This is a genomic window from Micromonospora sp. CA-263727 (assembly GCF_050942455.1).
In the GTDB taxonomy this organism is placed as follows: Bacteria; Actinomycetota; Actinomycetes; order Mycobacteriales; family Micromonosporaceae; genus Micromonospora.
Genome location: NZ_CP192031.1, coordinates 6,700,018 through 6,715,004 on the forward strand (window position 1 = coordinate 6,700,018; position 14,987 = coordinate 6,715,004).

At 71.2% G+C, this 14,987-nt stretch carries 19 protein-coding genes; 12 read left to right on the plus strand and 7 right to left on the minus strand.

Features of this window, described 5'->3' with window-relative positions; all coding sequences use genetic code 11:
* Positions 1 to 37: 37 nt before the first annotated feature.
* From ACQPYA_RS29450 to ACQPYA_RS29505, 12 genes are all read left to right on the plus strand, one after another.
* Positions 38 to 853, plus strand: coding sequence for a replication-relaxation family protein (locus ACQPYA_RS29450; RefSeq protein ID WP_433530254.1), 816 nt, complete (start codon positions 38 to 40; stop codon positions 851 to 853).
* A complete protein-coding gene (locus tag ACQPYA_RS29455) occupies positions 841 to 1,893 on the plus strand; it encodes a M23 family metallopeptidase (RefSeq protein WP_433530255.1) in 1,053 nt (350 codons plus the stop codon). Before ACQPYA_RS29450 ends, ACQPYA_RS29455 begins: the two co-directional genes overlap by 13 nt.
* Positions 1,894 to 2,324: 431 nt before the next feature.
* The gene (locus ACQPYA_RS29460) at positions 2,325 to 3,566 is read left to right on the plus strand and encodes a MarR family transcriptional regulator (protein WP_433530256.1); all 1,242 of its coding nucleotides are present in this window, start codon (positions 2,325 to 2,327) and stop codon (positions 3,564 to 3,566) included.
* A gap of 456 nt (positions 3,567 to 4,022) precedes the next feature.
* Positions 4,023 to 4,205, plus strand: coding sequence for a hypothetical protein (locus ACQPYA_RS29465; RefSeq protein WP_433530257.1), 183 nt, complete (start codon positions 4,023 to 4,025; stop codon positions 4,203 to 4,205).
* Between the two features lie 170 nt (positions 4,206 to 4,375).
* Positions 4,376 to 5,362, plus strand: coding sequence for a DUF932 domain-containing protein (locus ACQPYA_RS29470; RefSeq protein ID WP_433530258.1), 987 nt, complete (start codon positions 4,376 to 4,378; stop codon positions 5,360 to 5,362).
* A gap of 127 nt (positions 5,363 to 5,489) precedes the next feature.
* Positions 5,490 to 6,017, plus strand: a complete 528-nt coding sequence (locus ACQPYA_RS29475; protein WP_433530259.1) for a hypothetical protein — start codon at positions 5,490 to 5,492, stop codon at positions 6,015 to 6,017.
* Between the two features lie 94 nt (positions 6,018 to 6,111).
* Positions 6,112 to 6,576 carry a hypothetical protein gene (locus ACQPYA_RS29480; protein ID WP_433530260.1) on the plus strand — a complete coding sequence of 155 codons (465 nt, stop codon included), beginning with the start codon at positions 6,112 to 6,114 and terminating at the stop codon, positions 6,574 to 6,576.
* Positions 6,573 to 6,905, plus strand: coding sequence for a hypothetical protein (locus ACQPYA_RS29485; RefSeq protein ID WP_433530261.1), 333 nt, complete (start codon positions 6,573 to 6,575; stop codon positions 6,903 to 6,905). The genes ACQPYA_RS29480 and ACQPYA_RS29485 overlap by 4 nt, the downstream gene beginning before the upstream one ends.
* A gap of 26 nt (positions 6,906 to 6,931) precedes the next feature.
* A complete protein-coding gene (locus ACQPYA_RS29490; protein WP_433530262.1) occupies positions 6,932 to 7,348 on the plus strand; it encodes a hypothetical protein in 417 nt (138 codons plus the stop codon).
* Between the two features lie 47 nt (positions 7,349 to 7,395).
* Complete coding sequence (locus ACQPYA_RS29495; protein ID WP_433530263.1) at positions 7,396 to 8,013, plus strand: hypothetical protein; 618 nt, start codon at positions 7,396 to 7,398, stop codon at positions 8,011 to 8,013.
* Complete coding sequence (locus ACQPYA_RS29500; protein ID WP_433530264.1) at positions 8,010 to 8,402, plus strand: hypothetical protein; 393 nt, start codon at positions 8,010 to 8,012, stop codon at positions 8,400 to 8,402. Before ACQPYA_RS29495 ends, ACQPYA_RS29500 begins: the two co-directional genes overlap by 4 nt.
* 186 nt (positions 8,403 to 8,588) lie before the next feature.
* Entirely contained in the window at positions 8,589 to 9,245 is a 657-nt protein-coding gene (locus ACQPYA_RS29505; protein ID WP_433530265.1) for a hypothetical protein, read from the plus strand.
* Between the two features lie 70 nt (positions 9,246 to 9,315).
* On the opposite strand, the gene ACQPYA_RS29510 is transcribed toward ACQPYA_RS29505, so the two are convergent.
* The 7 genes from ACQPYA_RS29510 to ACQPYA_RS29540 all read right to left on the minus strand — a co-directional run bounded on the left by ACQPYA_RS29510 (position 9,316) and on the right by ACQPYA_RS29540 (position 14,946).
* Complete coding sequence (locus tag ACQPYA_RS29510) at positions 9,316 to 9,477, minus strand: hypothetical protein (protein WP_433530266.1); 162 nt, start codon at positions 9,475 to 9,477, stop codon at positions 9,316 to 9,318.
* Positions 9,478 to 9,628: 151 nt separating this feature from the next.
* Complete coding sequence (locus ACQPYA_RS29515; protein ID WP_433530267.1) at positions 9,629 to 10,525, minus strand: DUF2637 domain-containing protein; 897 nt, start codon at positions 10,523 to 10,525, stop codon at positions 9,629 to 9,631.
* Positions 10,522 to 13,326 (minus strand): BTAD domain-containing putative transcriptional regulator, encoded by a 2,805-nt coding sequence (locus ACQPYA_RS29520; protein ID WP_433530268.1) that lies wholly within the window; start codon positions 13,324 to 13,326, stop codon positions 10,522 to 10,524. The genes ACQPYA_RS29515 and ACQPYA_RS29520 overlap by 4 nt, the downstream gene beginning before the upstream one ends.
* A gap of 27 nt (positions 13,327 to 13,353) precedes the next feature.
* Positions 13,354 to 13,722 carry a pilus assembly protein TadG-related protein gene (locus ACQPYA_RS29525; protein ID WP_433533681.1) on the minus strand — a complete coding sequence of 123 codons (369 nt, stop codon included), beginning with the start codon at positions 13,720 to 13,722 and terminating at the stop codon, positions 13,354 to 13,356.
* 83 nt (positions 13,723 to 13,805) lie between these two features.
* Positions 13,806 to 14,270, minus strand: coding sequence for a TadE/TadG family type IV pilus assembly protein (locus ACQPYA_RS29530; protein ID WP_433530269.1), 465 nt, complete (start codon positions 14,268 to 14,270; stop codon positions 13,806 to 13,808).
* Positions 14,267 to 14,749, minus strand: a complete 483-nt coding sequence (locus ACQPYA_RS29535) for a TadE family protein (protein ID WP_433530270.1) — start codon at positions 14,747 to 14,749, stop codon at positions 14,267 to 14,269. The genes ACQPYA_RS29530 and ACQPYA_RS29535 overlap by 4 nt, the downstream gene beginning before the upstream one ends.
* A gap of 5 nt (positions 14,750 to 14,754) precedes the next feature.
* Positions 14,755 to 14,946 (minus strand): hypothetical protein, encoded by a 192-nt coding sequence (locus ACQPYA_RS29540; RefSeq protein WP_433530271.1) that lies wholly within the window; start codon positions 14,944 to 14,946, stop codon positions 14,755 to 14,757.
* Between the last annotated feature and the right edge of the window lie 41 nt (positions 14,947 to 14,987).

Below are 14,987 nucleotides of genomic sequence, written 5' to 3' on the forward strand. Positions count from 1 at the left end.
ACCTGCCACAGGCAGCTCCCGCCTGACGGCGTCCGTCGTGGCCGCCGAACTCGGCCGGCTCACCCCCCGAGACCGGCTCCTGCTCGACCTGCTCGACCAGCACCGGACGTTCACCACCGATCAGCTCGTCGACCTCGCCTTCGGGTCGGTCGGTCGTGCCCGCAACCGCCTCAACACCCTGCGTGATCGAGACATCCTCGACCGGTTCCGCCACTACCAGCGGCCCGGGTCGCAAGCGTGGAGGTGGACCCTCGGCCCGGTCGGTGCGGCACTGCTCGCGGCCGGGCGCGGTGAGGCGCTGCCCCGTCCCGCCGCCGTGCGCGACGCTACGGCCCGGCTCGCGATGTCTCCGGCGTTGGCGCACCTGATCGCGGTGAACGGGTTCTTCGTCGCGCTCACGGCTCATGCCCGCGCGTACCCCGGGGCGCGGTTGGTGCGGTGGTGGAACGAGGCACGGTGCCGTGAGGCGTGCGGCAACCTGGTCCGCCCGGACGGGCACGGCGTGTGGGCCGACAACGGTCGAACGGTGCCGTTCTGGGTCGAGGCCGATCTCGGTACGGAGACGTTGGGCCGGGTGGTGGGCAAGTTGACCGGCTACGCCGCACTACCGCCCCGGCTCGCGTACCCGGTGCTGTTCTGGCTACCCACCGCCGCCCGTGAGACCAACCTGCACACCCACCTCCAGCGGACCGGGGTACCGGACGGGCTGACCGTCGCCACCGCCACCGCCGACCACGCCTCCGCGTCCGGCGGCCCGGCGGGGCCGGTCTGGCGCATCGTCGGGCACCCCGACCGGGTGAGTCTGGCCGACCTACCTACGCCGACCGGGGGCGGTGCGTCGTGGGACGGGTAGCCGTGTGGGTCGCGACCGGGGTAGCCGTGACATTGCTGCTGCTGACCTCCGCCACCGCTGGAGTCGTCTCGTCCGTGTTCGGAGGCGGTGGGGGCGGGGGTAGCTGCGTCGGGGCGGTCACCGCGCCGGGCGCGGCCCCGGCGGGGTTGTCTGCGGAGCAGGTCCGTAACGCCTCGGTGATCGTGACCGTGGGTGAGTGGATGCGGGTACCGGTGCGCGGGTGGGTGATCGCGGTCGCCACCGCCCTCCAGGAATCCTCGTTGATCAACCACGGTGACCTCGGCCCGGACAACGATCATGATTCGTTGGGGCTGTTCCAGCAGCGACCGTCGCAGGGATGGGGCACCCCGGAACAACTCATGAACCCCGAGTACGCCGCCGCGACGTTCTACGAGCGCCTGCTCACCGTGCCGGGGTGGGAACGGCTACCGCTCACCCAGGCGGCACAGAAGGTGCAACGGTCGGCGTACCCGGACGCCTATGCCAAACACGAGACACGAGCAACCGAGATCGTTGCGGTGTACACCGGCGGAACGCTGCCCGTGTGCGACGGTGCACCGATCAGTGCCTCCGGGTGGACCCGCCCCGTTGCAGGCACGGCAGGCTCCGGCTTCCGCACCAGCGACCGGCCCGGCCACGACGGCGTCGACATCATGGCCCCGAAAGGCACCGTCATCCGAGCTGCGTCCGGTGGCGTGGTGGTGCGCGTGCGGTGCAACGTCGGGGGTAACTCGTGGGAACCCACCGGCGGGCCAATGCCGTGCGACCGTGACGGCTACCCCGGCCTCGGCGGGTGTGGCTGGTATACGGAGATCCGGCACGCGGGGGACATCGTGTCGCGCTACTGCCACCTGGTGCGCCGGCCTGCCGTCCAGGTGGGGCAACCGGTGATCACGGGACAGCCAATCGGCCACGTCGGCAGTTCCGGAAACTCCTCCGGCCCCCATTTGCACTACGAGATCCACGAAGGCTATCCCGCCACCGAGAACAACGCGGTTGACCCGGTTCCATTCATGCGCGCGAAAGGCGCAGCCCTATAAATTCGTGAAGTGATTTTCGGCACAACCCAAGAAGGGCCCCACGGGTTGCGGTGAGCGCCGCGTCCGGTCCGCCGGGCGTGCGGCGTAGTCGTTTCAACCCGGAAACCGCGACCCCGCCAGGCGGTGTGAACGGCCCCCGTGCCGCCCACCCTATGCAGCCCTCGGGAGGTACGCCGAAGGTGTCACAGCGTCGGTATAAGGCCGTTCAAATGGCGTTTCGGGCGGCGGTGGCAGTTCCCTGAATCGAGAACGGAAAGGGCGCGGCGCGGCCCGTGTAAAGAGTCTTGCGCGACGGGGTTGACAACCGCCGGGCATCGAGCGTCCATGGACGTGGGCAACAAAAACCGCCCCCGGCGAAACCGCAAACAACGCGCACCCGGCGCATGCGGAATCGCTATTGCCAACCCCTATTACGCGGAGGTCTATTCGCCATGTCCACCAACACCAACGCCGCGCCCAACGCCGCCACCACGGTCGCCCGGACCCTCGCCAACCACCCCGACGGCATCACCGTCCGTGACCTCGCCGCTGAGGCCGGGGTGGGACAGTCCACCGCCTCCAAGGCCCTCGCGGCGATGGAGGCCGACGGCACCGCCACCCGCACCCCCGGCCCGACCAACGGCAACCGCAAGAGCGCCGACATCTGGCACCCCGCTACCACCGACGCGACTCCGGACGCCACCAACGAGCCGACCCCGGGCGACGACGCCACCGGCGCGACCGACGAGCCAACCCTGGGCGACGGCGCGAACGGTGCGACCGGCGAGCCGACCCCGGGCGACGACGCCACCGGCGCGACCGACGAGCCAACCCTGGGCGACGGCGCGAACGGTGCGACCGGCGAGCCGACCCCGGGCGACGAGGCCACCGATGGGGCGACCCCCGCCGAGGACGCGAACGGGGGCGGCGCGGCGGACGAGTCCGCGCTGTCGCAGGCCCCCGTGTCCGGTGCGCCGGTGTCTGCGGTGCCGGTCGCCCCGCGCCAGCCCGACCTCAAAGTGTTGATCATGGCTGGCGTGTTGGGCGGGCACCCGGACGGCATCACCGCCGACAACGCGATCAACGAGAGCGGTCTGTCGGTGGTCATGGGTGACACGATCCTCGCCGCGATGGAGGTTGCCGGTGCGGCCCGTCGCCTGCCGGTCACCGAGGACGGTGACGAGCTGTGGGTGATCGGTGACGGTGACCTCGCCATGGTGGACCCGGCCAACGCCCCGACGCACACGACGTGCCCGACGTGCGGGCACACCCGCAAGATCCGCCGCCCCTCCGCGCGCCGTGCCACGGGCACCGGCCGCGCCACGGGTGAGATCAACAGCGACGGTTCGGCCAAGCTCGGCAAGAACGAACTGCGTAACCGGGTCGAGGCGTTCGCCCGTGACCTCGGCCCCGGCCACCAGCTGACCCCCGGCACCGTCGCCCGCGAGCTGGGCGGGCGTAGCCCGGGGGCGGTCCGCAACGCCATGTCCAAGCTGACCGGGCCCGGGGTGCTGGTCCTGACCCGTGAGGCCCCGGAAACCTACGCCCTCGCGGACAACCCGCCCGCCCCGACCGCCGAGGTCCGCGCGTTGATGGCCCCGCCGCAGACCGACACCACCCCGCCTGCCGGTGACGAGACCAGCGCCGACGAGGCCGGCACCGACGAGGCCACCGCCGCGCCGGTCGCAGCCTGACCGACCGCCCCGCCGGGGCCGGGCACCACGCCCGGCCCCGGCACCCGCACACCTACCCACAACGAACGGAAGGCACGAACGATGACCACCCCCCATGACCACCCCCACCACGCTCACGACGCCACCGGCCCGACGACCGCGCCGGTGTCGCTGCGCTGCCCGGAATGCGGGGAACAGGCCCGGCCGGTGCCGCCGGGTGACTGGCCCCTGGAAGGGTTCGCGGCGCGTCCGGCAGTGTCTCACCGCGACGGCACGCCGCTATGTCCGGTGCCCGGCCCCAACGGGTCGCAACCGGCCGAGCCGATCACCACACCGCCCCAGACCAGCTGACCATCTGGCAGGCCATCCGGCAGTCATGGCTCATCCCGAATGCATGACCGCCGCTGTGTCGCTGTGCCCGCATCTGGCGCTCGGTCGGCACCGCCGTGCCCGTGCTGACCGCCCGGGGCGGGCATCATGCCGCCGGGGTCGCACGGCGACAAACCCGACCGGTACCTGTTGGCCATCACCCGCACCTACCGGACCCGGTTCGTCCCCGAACACGGGTTCACCGTATACCTACCGGCCCCGTTCAAAACCGTTCACACCTACGTGTACGGGCCGGACGGGCGGCTACGTCCGGCCACCGACACCCGGTAGGCCACGCCCGGCGGCGGGCGTCAGATTCGCCGCAGAAACCTCCATCGACTCCACCCGATCGCCTTGATCGACGCATGGAGGTAGGAAACATTGTTATTGGCGGCGCGGCCCGGGGTCGTAGCCCCGGCCCGCCGCCCACCTAAACACCACAACCGGGAAGGGGTGCCACCGTGGCACACGAACTCGAAACCCTCGCGAACGGCAAGACGGCGTTCGCCTCCGCGCGGTTGACTGCCTGGCATCAGCTCGGCACGGTCACCGACTCGTGCATGACCGCGCAGGAGGTCATGAGCAAGGCGTGGCTCGGCGGTTGGGAGGTCCGCAAGATCGCCCTTCAGGGCATCGAGGTCACCGAGCGTGGGGTGACGAAGGTCGACTGCCCCGACAAGTACATGACCGTGCGCACCAACCCGGCCACCGGGCAGACCGAGTACCTCGGGGTGGTCGGCGAGGACTACAGCGTGGTCCAGAACGAGCAGGTCGCCGAGACCCTCAACCTCCTGGTCGACGCCTCCGGCGCGCACTTCGAGACCGCCGGCTCCATGCGTAAGGGCCGCTCGGTGTTCGTCACCATGAAGCTGCCCACCGCGATGCGGATCGCCGGGGTGGACGACATGGACCTGTATCTCGCGGCCACCACCTCCCACGACGGCACCGCCGCGCTTCGCCTCGACGCGACCCCGGTCCGCATCGTGTGCGCGAACACGCAGGCCCTCGCCTACCAGCGGTCGCGTAGCTCGTACACGTTCCGGCACACCTCGAACATCACCAGCAAGATCACCGAGGCGCGGCAGGCCCTCGGTCTGATGTGGACGGCGTTCGCCGACTTCGAGACCGAAGCCGAGAAGATGATCAACGAGTCGTTGACCATGGGCGAGTTCGAGAAGATCGTCGCGCAGGTGTGGCCCCTCGCCGACGACGCCTCCGACACCGCGAAGAACAACGCGAAGCAGCGCACCAACACGTTGCGGTACCTCATCCGCGACGCGGACACGCAGAAGGCGATCAAGGGCACCCGGTGGGCCGGCTACCAGGCCATCACCGAGTACGTCGACCACTTCGCCCCCGCCAAGACCGACCTCGCCCGCGCCTCGCGGGCGCTGACCGGTGCCGGTGCGGACATCAAGGCCCGCGCGTTCGAGCTGCTGGCGGTCTGAGATGCGCTGGCCATGGTTCCGACGCCGGAAGAAGAGGAACAAGCCCGGCCCTGTCACCGGGGCGCACAGCGCCACCGGCACGGCGAAAGTCCGTACCGAGCCGGTCGTCGCGCCACCGCCCGCCTCGGTGCCTACCGACTCGGCCGTGATCGCGCTGGTCAACGATGTGTGCGCCCAGTTCGCGCGGGCTGAGGTCGCTCGCGCGTTGGCCGGACACTCCACCAGCCACGACGAACACGCCACCCTGACCGAACGTGCCGCCCGGTTCGACGCACTCGTTGACGAGCGTTGGCGGGAACTGGTCACGGCGATTCGCGCGGGACTGCCCGGCGCGGCGCAGGTCGAGCGGTTCATGCCGGTCCGGCCGCTGACCAACGGCCACGTCGAGCTGCACGTGCACGACACCTCGGCCCGCCGCCTCGTCGTGCTGCTCACCGGCGCGCAGGCCCTCGCCGTGGGCGCGCACCTGACCGCCAACGGGGCGGTCAGCCTCGACCGGATCGGCCAGAAACTCGACCCTGGGCTGCCCCACGTGAAGGCCGCCCCACCGTTTCCCGTGATCGGGACCGCCGGGCATCCGGCCACTCCGGACGGTGCTGCCGGGTCACCGGTCATTCCGGACGGTGCCGCCGCGCATCCGGCCGCCCATCCCTGACTGCCGCGACGGGTGCCGTGCGGCCCCGGCCCGGTCCCCGGGCCGCGCGGCACCCGCAGGCGACATCCCCTCGACTCGCCATGGAGTTTCCGCGATGAATCCAGACCGACTGTTCGACCTCGCCGCCGAGTTCGCCCAGGCCACCGGCAACGCCGAACGTTTTCACGCCCGCGCGGCGGTCGCCACCGGCGACGACCGCGCCGCCCACGAGAAAGCGGCGTCGAGGTGGGAAGCCACCGCCGCCCGCCGCCGCGAGCACCTGCGCGCCGCACTGCGCGAGGCGCTGCGCGGCACCGTCAACGCGGTGCCGGACGAGCGGCTGCCCGTTGCCACCTGGCAAGCGAGCCGCGTCGAGGTCCGCGCCACCACCCTCGACGGCACCCGCGCCGTACGGGTCCGGTACAGCCCGGCGCAAGCCGCCGCTGCCGGAGTCGCGCTCATCGCCTGCGCCGCCCTCACCGACGACCCGAATGGCAGCACCCTCGCCAGCATTCTCCCCGCCTTCCCACCCACCCCACCCGGCGACAAGGCCGCGACCGACGAGGGGCGGCCGGCATGACGCTCTCGATCGACCCGTCAGAGAACACCGACGGCCTCGGCGACGGACAACGCACCCTCAACGGCCCGCAACTCGCGGGCGCGCTGGCCCTGCTCGGCCCGGTCGACCCCGTGTGCGCCGAGGTGATCGGCCGGCTCAACCTGCGCGTCTACCCCGGCGAGCCCGGGGACCGCACCGCCTACGTAGTGCTCGACGTGCATGGCGTCTCCATCGGCGTGAAACGCCGCGCCGACGACCTATACCTGCACGCCGACACCACCGAGACCGATGACCGTCTCATCGCGTTCGAGGTCAACGGCGGCGGCGAAGTCGACCACCCCACCAGCTAGCCCCTCACCCCTTGAACGGAGTTGTGATGTACCGGTCCATGGAGTACGGCGACACCGCCCGGGTGATCAAACCCTCCGACCCGGTCGAGTACCGCCTCGGCACCGTCACCGACGTCCGCTATTCCACCCCGCACACCACCCACGCCCGCCGCTACACCCTCCGCTTCCCCAACGGGATCGAGCGCAGCTACCCGGCCGCGACCGTCAAGCGAGTCACCCGGGCCGATGACCGCGCCGCGATGGAGGCCGCTCTCACCGCCGCATGCGTGGCGCTGCGCTTCGCCTGCCGCATCGCCCACGACTACGACGCCGACCTCAGCGCCGGCACCGCGAGCCTGCTCCGACGCCTGGTCGACCTCACCCGCCTACGCCTCGGGCTCACCCTCGACCCCGCCAACCCCGCCTGGCCTCCCACCCGCGACCAGAACGGAGGCGACCAGTAATGCCACCGCACCGTCCCCACCCCGAGGACGATTCCCGTCCCGCTGAGGTGGCAGCCCTCGACGCCGGCACCGCGCCGATCCAGATGCCGCTTCACTGCCGCCGCTGCCGTCGAGGACTCAACATCCGCTTCAACGACCTGGGCGTCTTCGTCGGGTACCTGCACGCGGCCGAGCAGCGCGGCCAGCGCAGCGACCATCAACCCGAACCCGTACCGGTCACCGAGATCCTCGATCCGATCATCGAGTGCGACTTCTGCTCCGCACCGGAGGCCGCCTGGATCTACCGGTGCGCCAACCGGGTGACCGACGCGCCCCGCGTCACGGCACAGGTGTTTGCGGTGGGTGACTACCAGGCTCGGCACCACGCAGCGCGCGTGCGCCGTACCGAGACCGAACACGCCTTCAGCCAGGCGTGGGGCGAACGCTGGTCGGCGTGCCAGGGCTGCGCCGACCTCATCGAGGCCAGTGATCTGTATGGGCTGATCGGCCGGGTGGCCGACGCCATGCCCGCGAAGCTCACCCGAGGCAAACACCTGATGCGGACCCGGGGCCAACTCCACGAGAGGTACTCCGACGTGTTCGACACCCTCGCCCCCGGACGAGGTCGCATCGCGCCCGGTCACCCGCTCGGCATCTGGACCTACCCGGCGGGAGAGGCATCATGACCGACACGGCACGGCAGGGTTGGCCCATCTTGACGCACGGGAAGGCCCGCCGCCGGATAGGACCGATCTGCGGCGCAGCCGACGTGCCATCGGGCCGCGTTACCGAGGACCCGCACCTCGTCACGTGCCCCGACTGCGAAGGACTCGCCGAGATCGACGCCCTTCCCGACGACGCGACAGCGGGCGACCCGCGCGTGATCGAGTTGCTGCGGGAGGCGAAGCGCGGTAACTGCCGCAAGATCGACGGGGTGGTGGTGGACGCGACCACCGCCGGTGCGATCCTGACCGTGTACGACGCGCTCACCCCTGCCACCCGGGCGAAACTGGCCGCGCTGCGCATCGACCGGATGGCGCACGTGGCGTGGAAGGTGCTGCGCCCACGGGAGTAGCCAGGTAGGGCGGTGGCCGGCGGGCACACCCGAGGGTGCGCGTAGTTCCCGACCGGCCACCTCGCCCGCTTCCGGGCCACCTGCGGACCACACGGCCGCTTCTACCCGAGGGGCGTGCCGCCGATCCTACGACGCGCCCGCCCGCCTCCACGGCACGGCGCCGGCAGCGAGCTTCCCGGAGGGAGGATGGGCGACATGGCACGACGGGTAATCGGCGGACGCACCGCCCTCGACCGGGCCGGAGTCGCCGCACACACCGGCGCGGCCTACACCACCGTCACCCACTGGCACCGCCACCGCGCCCGCTTCGGCTTTCCACACGGCTTCGCGCACGACGGCCGCGACTGGTTTTGGCTCGACGACATCGAGGCGTTCCACACCACCCACTTGGCGGCGAAACGCGCCGAGCTGACAAAGGTCGACCGCCGCGGCGACCCGAAGGATCTCCTCGGCTCCGGCGCGGCGGCGAAGGTCCTCGGCTACGGCTCGTACCGCAACCTGCCCGACAGCCTGTACGACCACCCCGACCGCGTCGAGACGTTGCCGGACGGGCGGATCCGCCGCCTGTGGTATCGGCACACCGTGTGGGCCGTCGCGGATGCCCGTACCGGGCGGCAGTCCACCGGCCGTACCCCTGGCACCACCGGTGCCCGCAAGCCGTACCCGTACGCCGACGACCCTCGACTCCAAGCGGCCATCACGCTGCTGACCGAGGCCGACGCCGCCGGACAGGACCGGCGCGGGCTAGGCGTGACCCTCGCCCGGCAGCTCGCCATCACCGAGCGCACCGCGCAACGCCTGCTCGCTGCTGCCGCCGACACACCCGGCGTCTCCTGCGAGTAGGCCGCCAGGAGCACCGACGGACATCGCCCGATCCGCCATCGCGGACCGGGCGACACCGCCTTGCGCGCTGTCAGTCCTCGTCGTCTACGGCAGCCCGAGGCGTCGGCACCTCGATCAGATAGCGCAGCACATCGTTGATGCTGGTGCCTCTGTTGGTGGCGGTGCGCTTTAGTACGTCGTACACGTCATCAGCGACCTCGATCGTGCGGAGGCCGGGCGTTGTGTCGGTCATCTGTGGTCCCTTCTGGCGGCGTTCGGCGTGGTGCCTGGTCGGACACCACGGCCTATCCACGCCGACCTCTACGCGGCGATCAAGACCAGCCGTCGTCGCGGGCTGGGGCCGGGACACCGCCCTCTGTCCGAGGGAACCGACGAAGTCGGGCTCACTGAAGCCGGGCAGTGGGGCGGGAACCGTTGACCGATGGCGTCTCCTGTCGAAGAGCGGCAAGTAGTTCTGATACGCCGCTGTTTCGGATGGAGTATCCGTTGCTGCGTAGCCGACGTGCGAGAGCATCGCGGCTGACGGCCTGACCCTCGCGGATCAGTTCATCGCAAGCGGTGCGGGCAGCGGACAGTAGCGGCACGAGATCCGCAGTGAGGTCAACGTCTTTGTCCGCATGGTGTTCGATGTCGGGGACGTCATCGTCGTGCGACGCACTGTCGGGATTAGCGTGGAGCCGGCTGCCCACCGCGCTGCGGTCGCCGGTCAGGGGCCGATCGGGGTCGAGCACGACGTCAAGGTACGGCGTGTCGGCGTCGCTGCTCTGGCGTTCGAGTGTCCGACTGGCGCGTGTTGGGCCGGCGTCACCTGGGTCCGGCGGCTGCTCTACCAACCCGGGGGCGACGGGTGCGGTCGATGCGGCGGCCGGTACCACCGCAGGCGCCTCGGCATCGCGGCGGCGCGCGGCGAGTTCCACCAGGGAGACCGATGCGACGATGATCAGCCCGTCGACCGAGAGGGGCAGGAGGTAGGGCACGGTGCCGGTTTCGCCGTAGCGGGCGACGACTCCGACCATGTGGTGATAGCTGATGAACGCGGCGATAGCGGCGATGGCGGTGGCGGCGACGATCCGGATTGCGCCGAGTGCGCGGTGGTGGACGGGTATGCGGGTGACCAGTTCGACGGTGATGAGCAGCGCGAGGGGTGGCCATGCCGCGATGGTCTGGGAGATCGGGTTCGCCTGGGCGTGGAGGATGTTCGCGGTGACCGAGGCCGCAACGCCGAGGGCCAGCGTCGCCCGTACCGCCCACTGCATCCGTACAAGCTGACCGTTGGTCATGATCGCGCTCCGCTGATCGGGGCGACGGGTCGGAGTTGACGCTCGGCGACACGGCGAGTTGCCTGTGACGGTTCGGCGTCGCCGAGGTCGGCTAGGCGTTCCTCCAATCGGCGCAGCGTGCGCCGCACGGCGTCGGGGCGCTGCTGCCGGCCGTGGATACGCATGATCCGCTGGTACAACTCCTCGTTCACCGGGTCGAGATCGGCAGCGCGTTCGAGAGCGGCAACCGCCTGGTCGGGATGGTCGGCTTCGAGGATCTCCGCGATACGGGCGTACGCGGCGAGGACCTGATGGCGGTAGCTGGTGGCGTAGTCAGCGGCCCACGCGTGGTCGTGTTCTTCGGCGAAGTCACCTGCGTACAGGTCGGTCGCGCGGCGCAGCGCGGCGAGCGCGTTCTCTTCGTCGTCGGTGGTGGCGTGGTTGATGGCGGTGAGCATCTGCCAGAGGTCCACGGTGACGGCCTGCGGGTCGAGCTGGTATCGGCCGCTGCCGGGGTCGTAGACGATGAACATGGACTCGTCGTGGCCGGTCGCCGTGCGTAGGACTCGTCGGGCGGTGGTGATGTCGGTGCGGATGCGTTTGACGGCGACCCGTGGGTCGACGTCGGGGTGCAGGCCGGCGGCGAGCTGGTCGAGGGTACGGCCGGCTGGGTGAGCGGCCAGGACGGCGAGGATGGTAAAGGATCCGCTGCGCATCCCGGTGGCGATGGGGCCGGCGGCGGTGGCGACGGTGACCGGGCCGAGTACCTGGAGGCGGACTAGAGCCGCCGTGGCGTCGGGCTGGGCAGGTACCGGTTCGGGTGTCGCCTCGGCGGACGCCTCGGCTGGCGAGGTATTGGTGTGCGGGTCGTCGACGTCGGTGCCGGCTTCGGGGCGGGCCAAGGTGTCGGTGAGCATGGTCAGGATGGCGGCGAGGTCGCCTGCGCCGAGGGTGGACAGTCGCGCCACCGGGTACGGAGTGTCGCCGGTGACGGTGCCCTCGGCGGTGAGTTCGACGGTGGGGATGGCCTCGTGGTCGCCGACGATGACCGGGTGTAGGTCCAAGGCCGTGCGGTGAGCGGCGACGGCCGCTAGGCGGGCAGCGTGCCGGCGGGTGGACTCGATGAGCAGCACGTACGGCGGTTGGGTCTCGGCGTGATCCTGACGAGTGTTGAGGTCGGTGATCGTCTCGGCGTCGAAGCTGTCCAACAGCCGTCTACGACCGATCATCTCCTCCTCGGCGTGTGTGATCGCGGCGGCGGTGTCGGCGAGCACGACGAGCCGTTCTCCGTCGTAGGCGGTGCCGTCGGGATCGAGCCCGACCGCCGGGGTGTCCTCGGGTAGAAGCTGGGTGAGTAGGCCGGTGGTCGTGACGACTACCGGCCGGAGGACGGCCGTCTCGGTCGCGTTGGCGGTGAGGACGGCGGCGAGGATGGCACGAGCCGCCGGAATGGCTCCAGAGCCCTGCAAGGCGATACCGGGACCGGGCAAATGAAACAGGCTCACCTCGGCGGCGTCGGTGTCGATGCCGACCGAGGCTGGTATGGCGGGCGCGGCGGGCCGGTGGTTACTGCCGGTGCCGAGGTGGCGGCTGCCGATCGCGCTGAGGCAGGCCAGGGACGATGGCAGCGGGGAGTGCTGCGCCTCGATGGTGGCTGGTGGGGAGAAGGTGAGCCGGGCGCGGCGGCGGCGTTGCAGCCGGAGCAGGGCGGCCACGGCGGCGATGGCGACGGCTAGGCTGAGGCTGATCCACCCCTGCGCAGGCAGGGCGATTCCGGGCTCGCCGTTCGCCTCGTCCTGGGACGGTTCCGTGTCTGGCGCGGGCGTCGCGGCCTCGTCCGCGTCGCGTGGTGCGGTGGGTGGTGGCGTTGGCGTGCTCGGCTCCGGGCTGCTGGGGGTCGGCGTGACGGTGGCCGGTGGCGTGGATGGGGCCGCCTCGGTGGCCTTCGGTAAGCCGACGTCGGGGCCGGGTGCGGCGGGTGCCGGTGTGGCCTGGCGGCCGGGGAGGGCGAGGATCCAGCCGATGTGGATCTGGTCGGGGTCGGTAAGGGCATAGCCGTTGGCCTGTTGGTGGCCTCGGTTGAGTTTGTAGATCTCCCGCCAACGGTGCGGGTCGGCGAGGTGTTTCGCGGCGAGGTCCCACAGGTTGTCTCCGGCGACAACCCGGTGTGTCCCGCCCGGAGCGTCACGCGCCCAATCGGGAACGGCGGGGCCGTTCCGGTGGGCGGTGAGCGGTACGGCGGTGCTGGTGGCAGCCGGGCTGGAGGTAGACGTGCTGACAGTTAGCACCGAACGCGGGCCGTGGTGGCGGGCGGTAGGAGTATCCGTGTGTGCGGAGGAGACGGCCATGGCCGGGCGGCGGGCGGCGGCATCGGCGGCAGCCGCACTCGGGCTGCTGGTGCCGACACGGGCGGCGTCGATCAGGACGGCTCCGACGACCGCGCCGACGAGAACGGCGGCAACCCAACGGATCGGGCCACGCCGCCCCGGGCGAGGGCGGTGCAGGCCCCGCCGGGCGGCAGACGCGACGGCCAGGGCTTCGATGATCTCGATGGTGGTGTCGCGGAGGAACTGCGCCCACAGCACCCAACCGATCGTGGCGAGCAGCGCGAGGAGCATGTGGTCGGACCACGGACTCGTGAGCGCGCCGGACAGATCGGCCAGGCTCGGAATCGCGCCCGGGTGGGGCCAGCCGATCCAATCGAGGGGCCAGCCGACCGCGACGATCATCAGCCACGGCACCCCGATAGTGGCACCGGCCAGCACGGCGAGCGCGAGCAGGGCGCGCACGGTCCGGGCACAGATGACGAAGGCGCGGGACATGCTGATCGTCCTCTCCGAACGAGGTGGTCAGGTGGTGGGGCCGGCGACGCCCTGCACGGCGGTCGCGGTGGCGGTCGCGGACACGGCGAGCTGCCGCACGCCGACGATCTGAAGGAGCTGCGTACGACTGGAACGGCGCACGGTCACGGTGACCGTGGTCGTGGTCGCGGTGGCCTCGCCATCGGCGCCGGCCGAGACCAGCCATGCCCGCGCTGCCGTAGCGGCGCGGGTCGGGTCGAGTTCGGCAACGTTACGGGTGCGGTACTGGTACAGGTCGAGTTCCTGCGCGCCGGCTCGCGCTGCGGCCTGGGCCAGGTCGAGGGCGCGGACCTTCTCCGTCAGTGCCATACCGGCATCTAGCACCAGCCCGGCCACAGCGAGCAAGGCGACGGTCATGAGCACCGCGAACGCGGTCACCTGACCGGAGTCGTCTGCGGTGCGTTGCCGTATCCGCTGCCAGCGGCGGGCATGAGGTGGGGTCACGATGGGCCTCCGCGCCACACGTCGATGGGAGAGGTCGCCGTGCCCGTCACGGTGCGGGTGCCGGGGACGGACAGCAGGGCGAGGTCGGACAGGGAAACGGTGCAGGCCACGGTCACGGTGACCGCCCCGCCGGGGCGTAGTCCACCGGTGGTGACGGTGACGCTGACCTGTTGGCAGGTGACGGCGCGGGCGGCGAGGGTCTCCCGGGCAGTGCGGTCGGCCTCGGCACGGGCGGCGGCTTCGGTACGGGCGAGCGAGGCGGACCGGGCCGCCGCGCTGGCAGCGGCCTCGAGGTCCATCTGCGCGGACACCAGCCGGCCGCAGAGCACCACGAACAGCATCACCGCGACCAGCAGCGGAGTCACCAGCGCCGCCTCGGCGGTGCTCGCCCCCCGATCACCATCACCAGCCACCCGCCGCCATCGCCGGAGTAGCACGGCCTGCGCTCCTGCCCGGGTCATGGCGCGGCCCCGCTGTCGGGGACGAAGCGCTCGGCGGGCCGAACCACTGTGGCGCGGACCGTCCACCGCACGCCCGGAACCACGGTCGCGGCTTTGCCCACAATCTCCACACGAACCTCTGTGGCGGTGCGGGTCACCGACACCGACGGATCCTTGAGCACCCCGCCTCCGATCGCGGCGAGGGTCTGCCCGCCCGCGTCGCGGCCGGCGGCGGCGCTGGAGTCGTAGCCGGCGGCGGTGTTTGCCGCGCGGGTCGCGGCGCTCTGGGCAACGTGGGTGGCGTGCATGAACACCCCGGCCTGGATGACGAACATGACCATGAGCAGCAGCAGCGGCATCGCGATGACCAGCTCTGCGGTAGCGGCACCTGCGTCCGGGCGGGCGGTCACCTGTCGCCACCGGGTGTGGAGTCGGCCGGCCGCGCCGAGCGCCGGGGAGGGCGGGCGCTCGGCGCGGTGCTCCCGGACGGACGACAACATGGGTGTCAGCCGAGGTTGATGTTGTTGGCCTTGCCGGCGACCTTGACCGCGATGATGCCGATGACCACGATCGCCAGGGTCACCAGCAGGGCGGTGACGAGGACGGCTTCGGTGGAGTAGCCGCCGTCTTTGGTGTCGCGCACCGCCTGCCAGCGGTGCCGCAGCTCAGCGACCAGGTACGTGACGAGTGCGGACATTGCGGTGTTCCTCCAATGCGGTACGGAGTTTCGTGGCTGTC

What these genes read in the sequence shown, in the direction of transcription:
- ACQPYA_RS29485 (WP_433530261.1), top strand. Translation starts at nt 6,573, where the DNA reads ATGACGCTCTCGATCGACCCGTCAGAGAACACCGACGGCCTCGGCGAC.
- ACQPYA_RS29490 (WP_433530262.1), top strand. Translation starts at nt 6,932, where the DNA reads ATGTACCGGTCCATGGAGTACGGCGACACCGCCCGGGTGATCAAACCC.
- ACQPYA_RS29520 (WP_433530268.1), bottom strand. Translation starts at nt 13,326, where the DNA reads ATGTCCCGCGCCTTCGTCATCTGTGCCCGGACCGTGCGCGCCCTGCTC.
- ACQPYA_RS29510 (WP_433530266.1), bottom strand. Translation starts at nt 9,477, where the DNA reads ATGACCGACACAACGCCCGGCCTCCGCACGATCGAGGTCGCTGATGAC.
- ACQPYA_RS29460 (WP_433530256.1), top strand. Translation starts at nt 2,325, where the DNA reads ATGTCCACCAACACCAACGCCGCGCCCAACGCCGCCACCACGGTCGCC.
- ACQPYA_RS29500 (WP_433530264.1), top strand. Translation starts at nt 8,010, where the DNA reads ATGACCGACACGGCACGGCAGGGTTGGCCCATCTTGACGCACGGGAAG.
- ACQPYA_RS29505 (WP_433530265.1), top strand. Translation starts at nt 8,589, where the DNA reads ATGGGCGACATGGCACGACGGGTAATCGGCGGACGCACCGCCCTCGAC.
- ACQPYA_RS29530 (WP_433530269.1), bottom strand. Translation starts at nt 14,270, where the DNA reads ATGACCCGGGCAGGAGCGCAGGCCGTGCTACTCCGGCGATGGCGGCGG.
- ACQPYA_RS29540 (WP_433530271.1), bottom strand. Translation starts at nt 14,946, where the DNA reads ATGTCCGCACTCGTCACGTACCTGGTCGCTGAGCTGCGGCACCGCTGG.
- ACQPYA_RS29465 (WP_433530257.1), top strand. Translation starts at nt 4,023, where the DNA reads ATGCCGCCGGGGTCGCACGGCGACAAACCCGACCGGTACCTGTTGGCC.
- ACQPYA_RS29525 (WP_433533681.1), bottom strand. Translation starts at nt 13,722, where the DNA reads ATGACCGTCGCCTTGCTCGCTGTGGCCGGGCTGGTGCTAGATGCCGGT.
- ACQPYA_RS29480 (WP_433530260.1), top strand. Translation starts at nt 6,112, where the DNA reads ATGAATCCAGACCGACTGTTCGACCTCGCCGCCGAGTTCGCCCAGGCC.
- ACQPYA_RS29515 (WP_433530267.1), bottom strand. Translation starts at nt 10,525, where the DNA reads ATGACCAACGGTCAGCTTGTACGGATGCAGTGGGCGGTACGGGCGACG.
- ACQPYA_RS29535 (WP_433530270.1), bottom strand. Translation starts at nt 14,749, where the DNA reads ATGTTGTCGTCCGTCCGGGAGCACCGCGCCGAGCGCCCGCCCTCCCCG.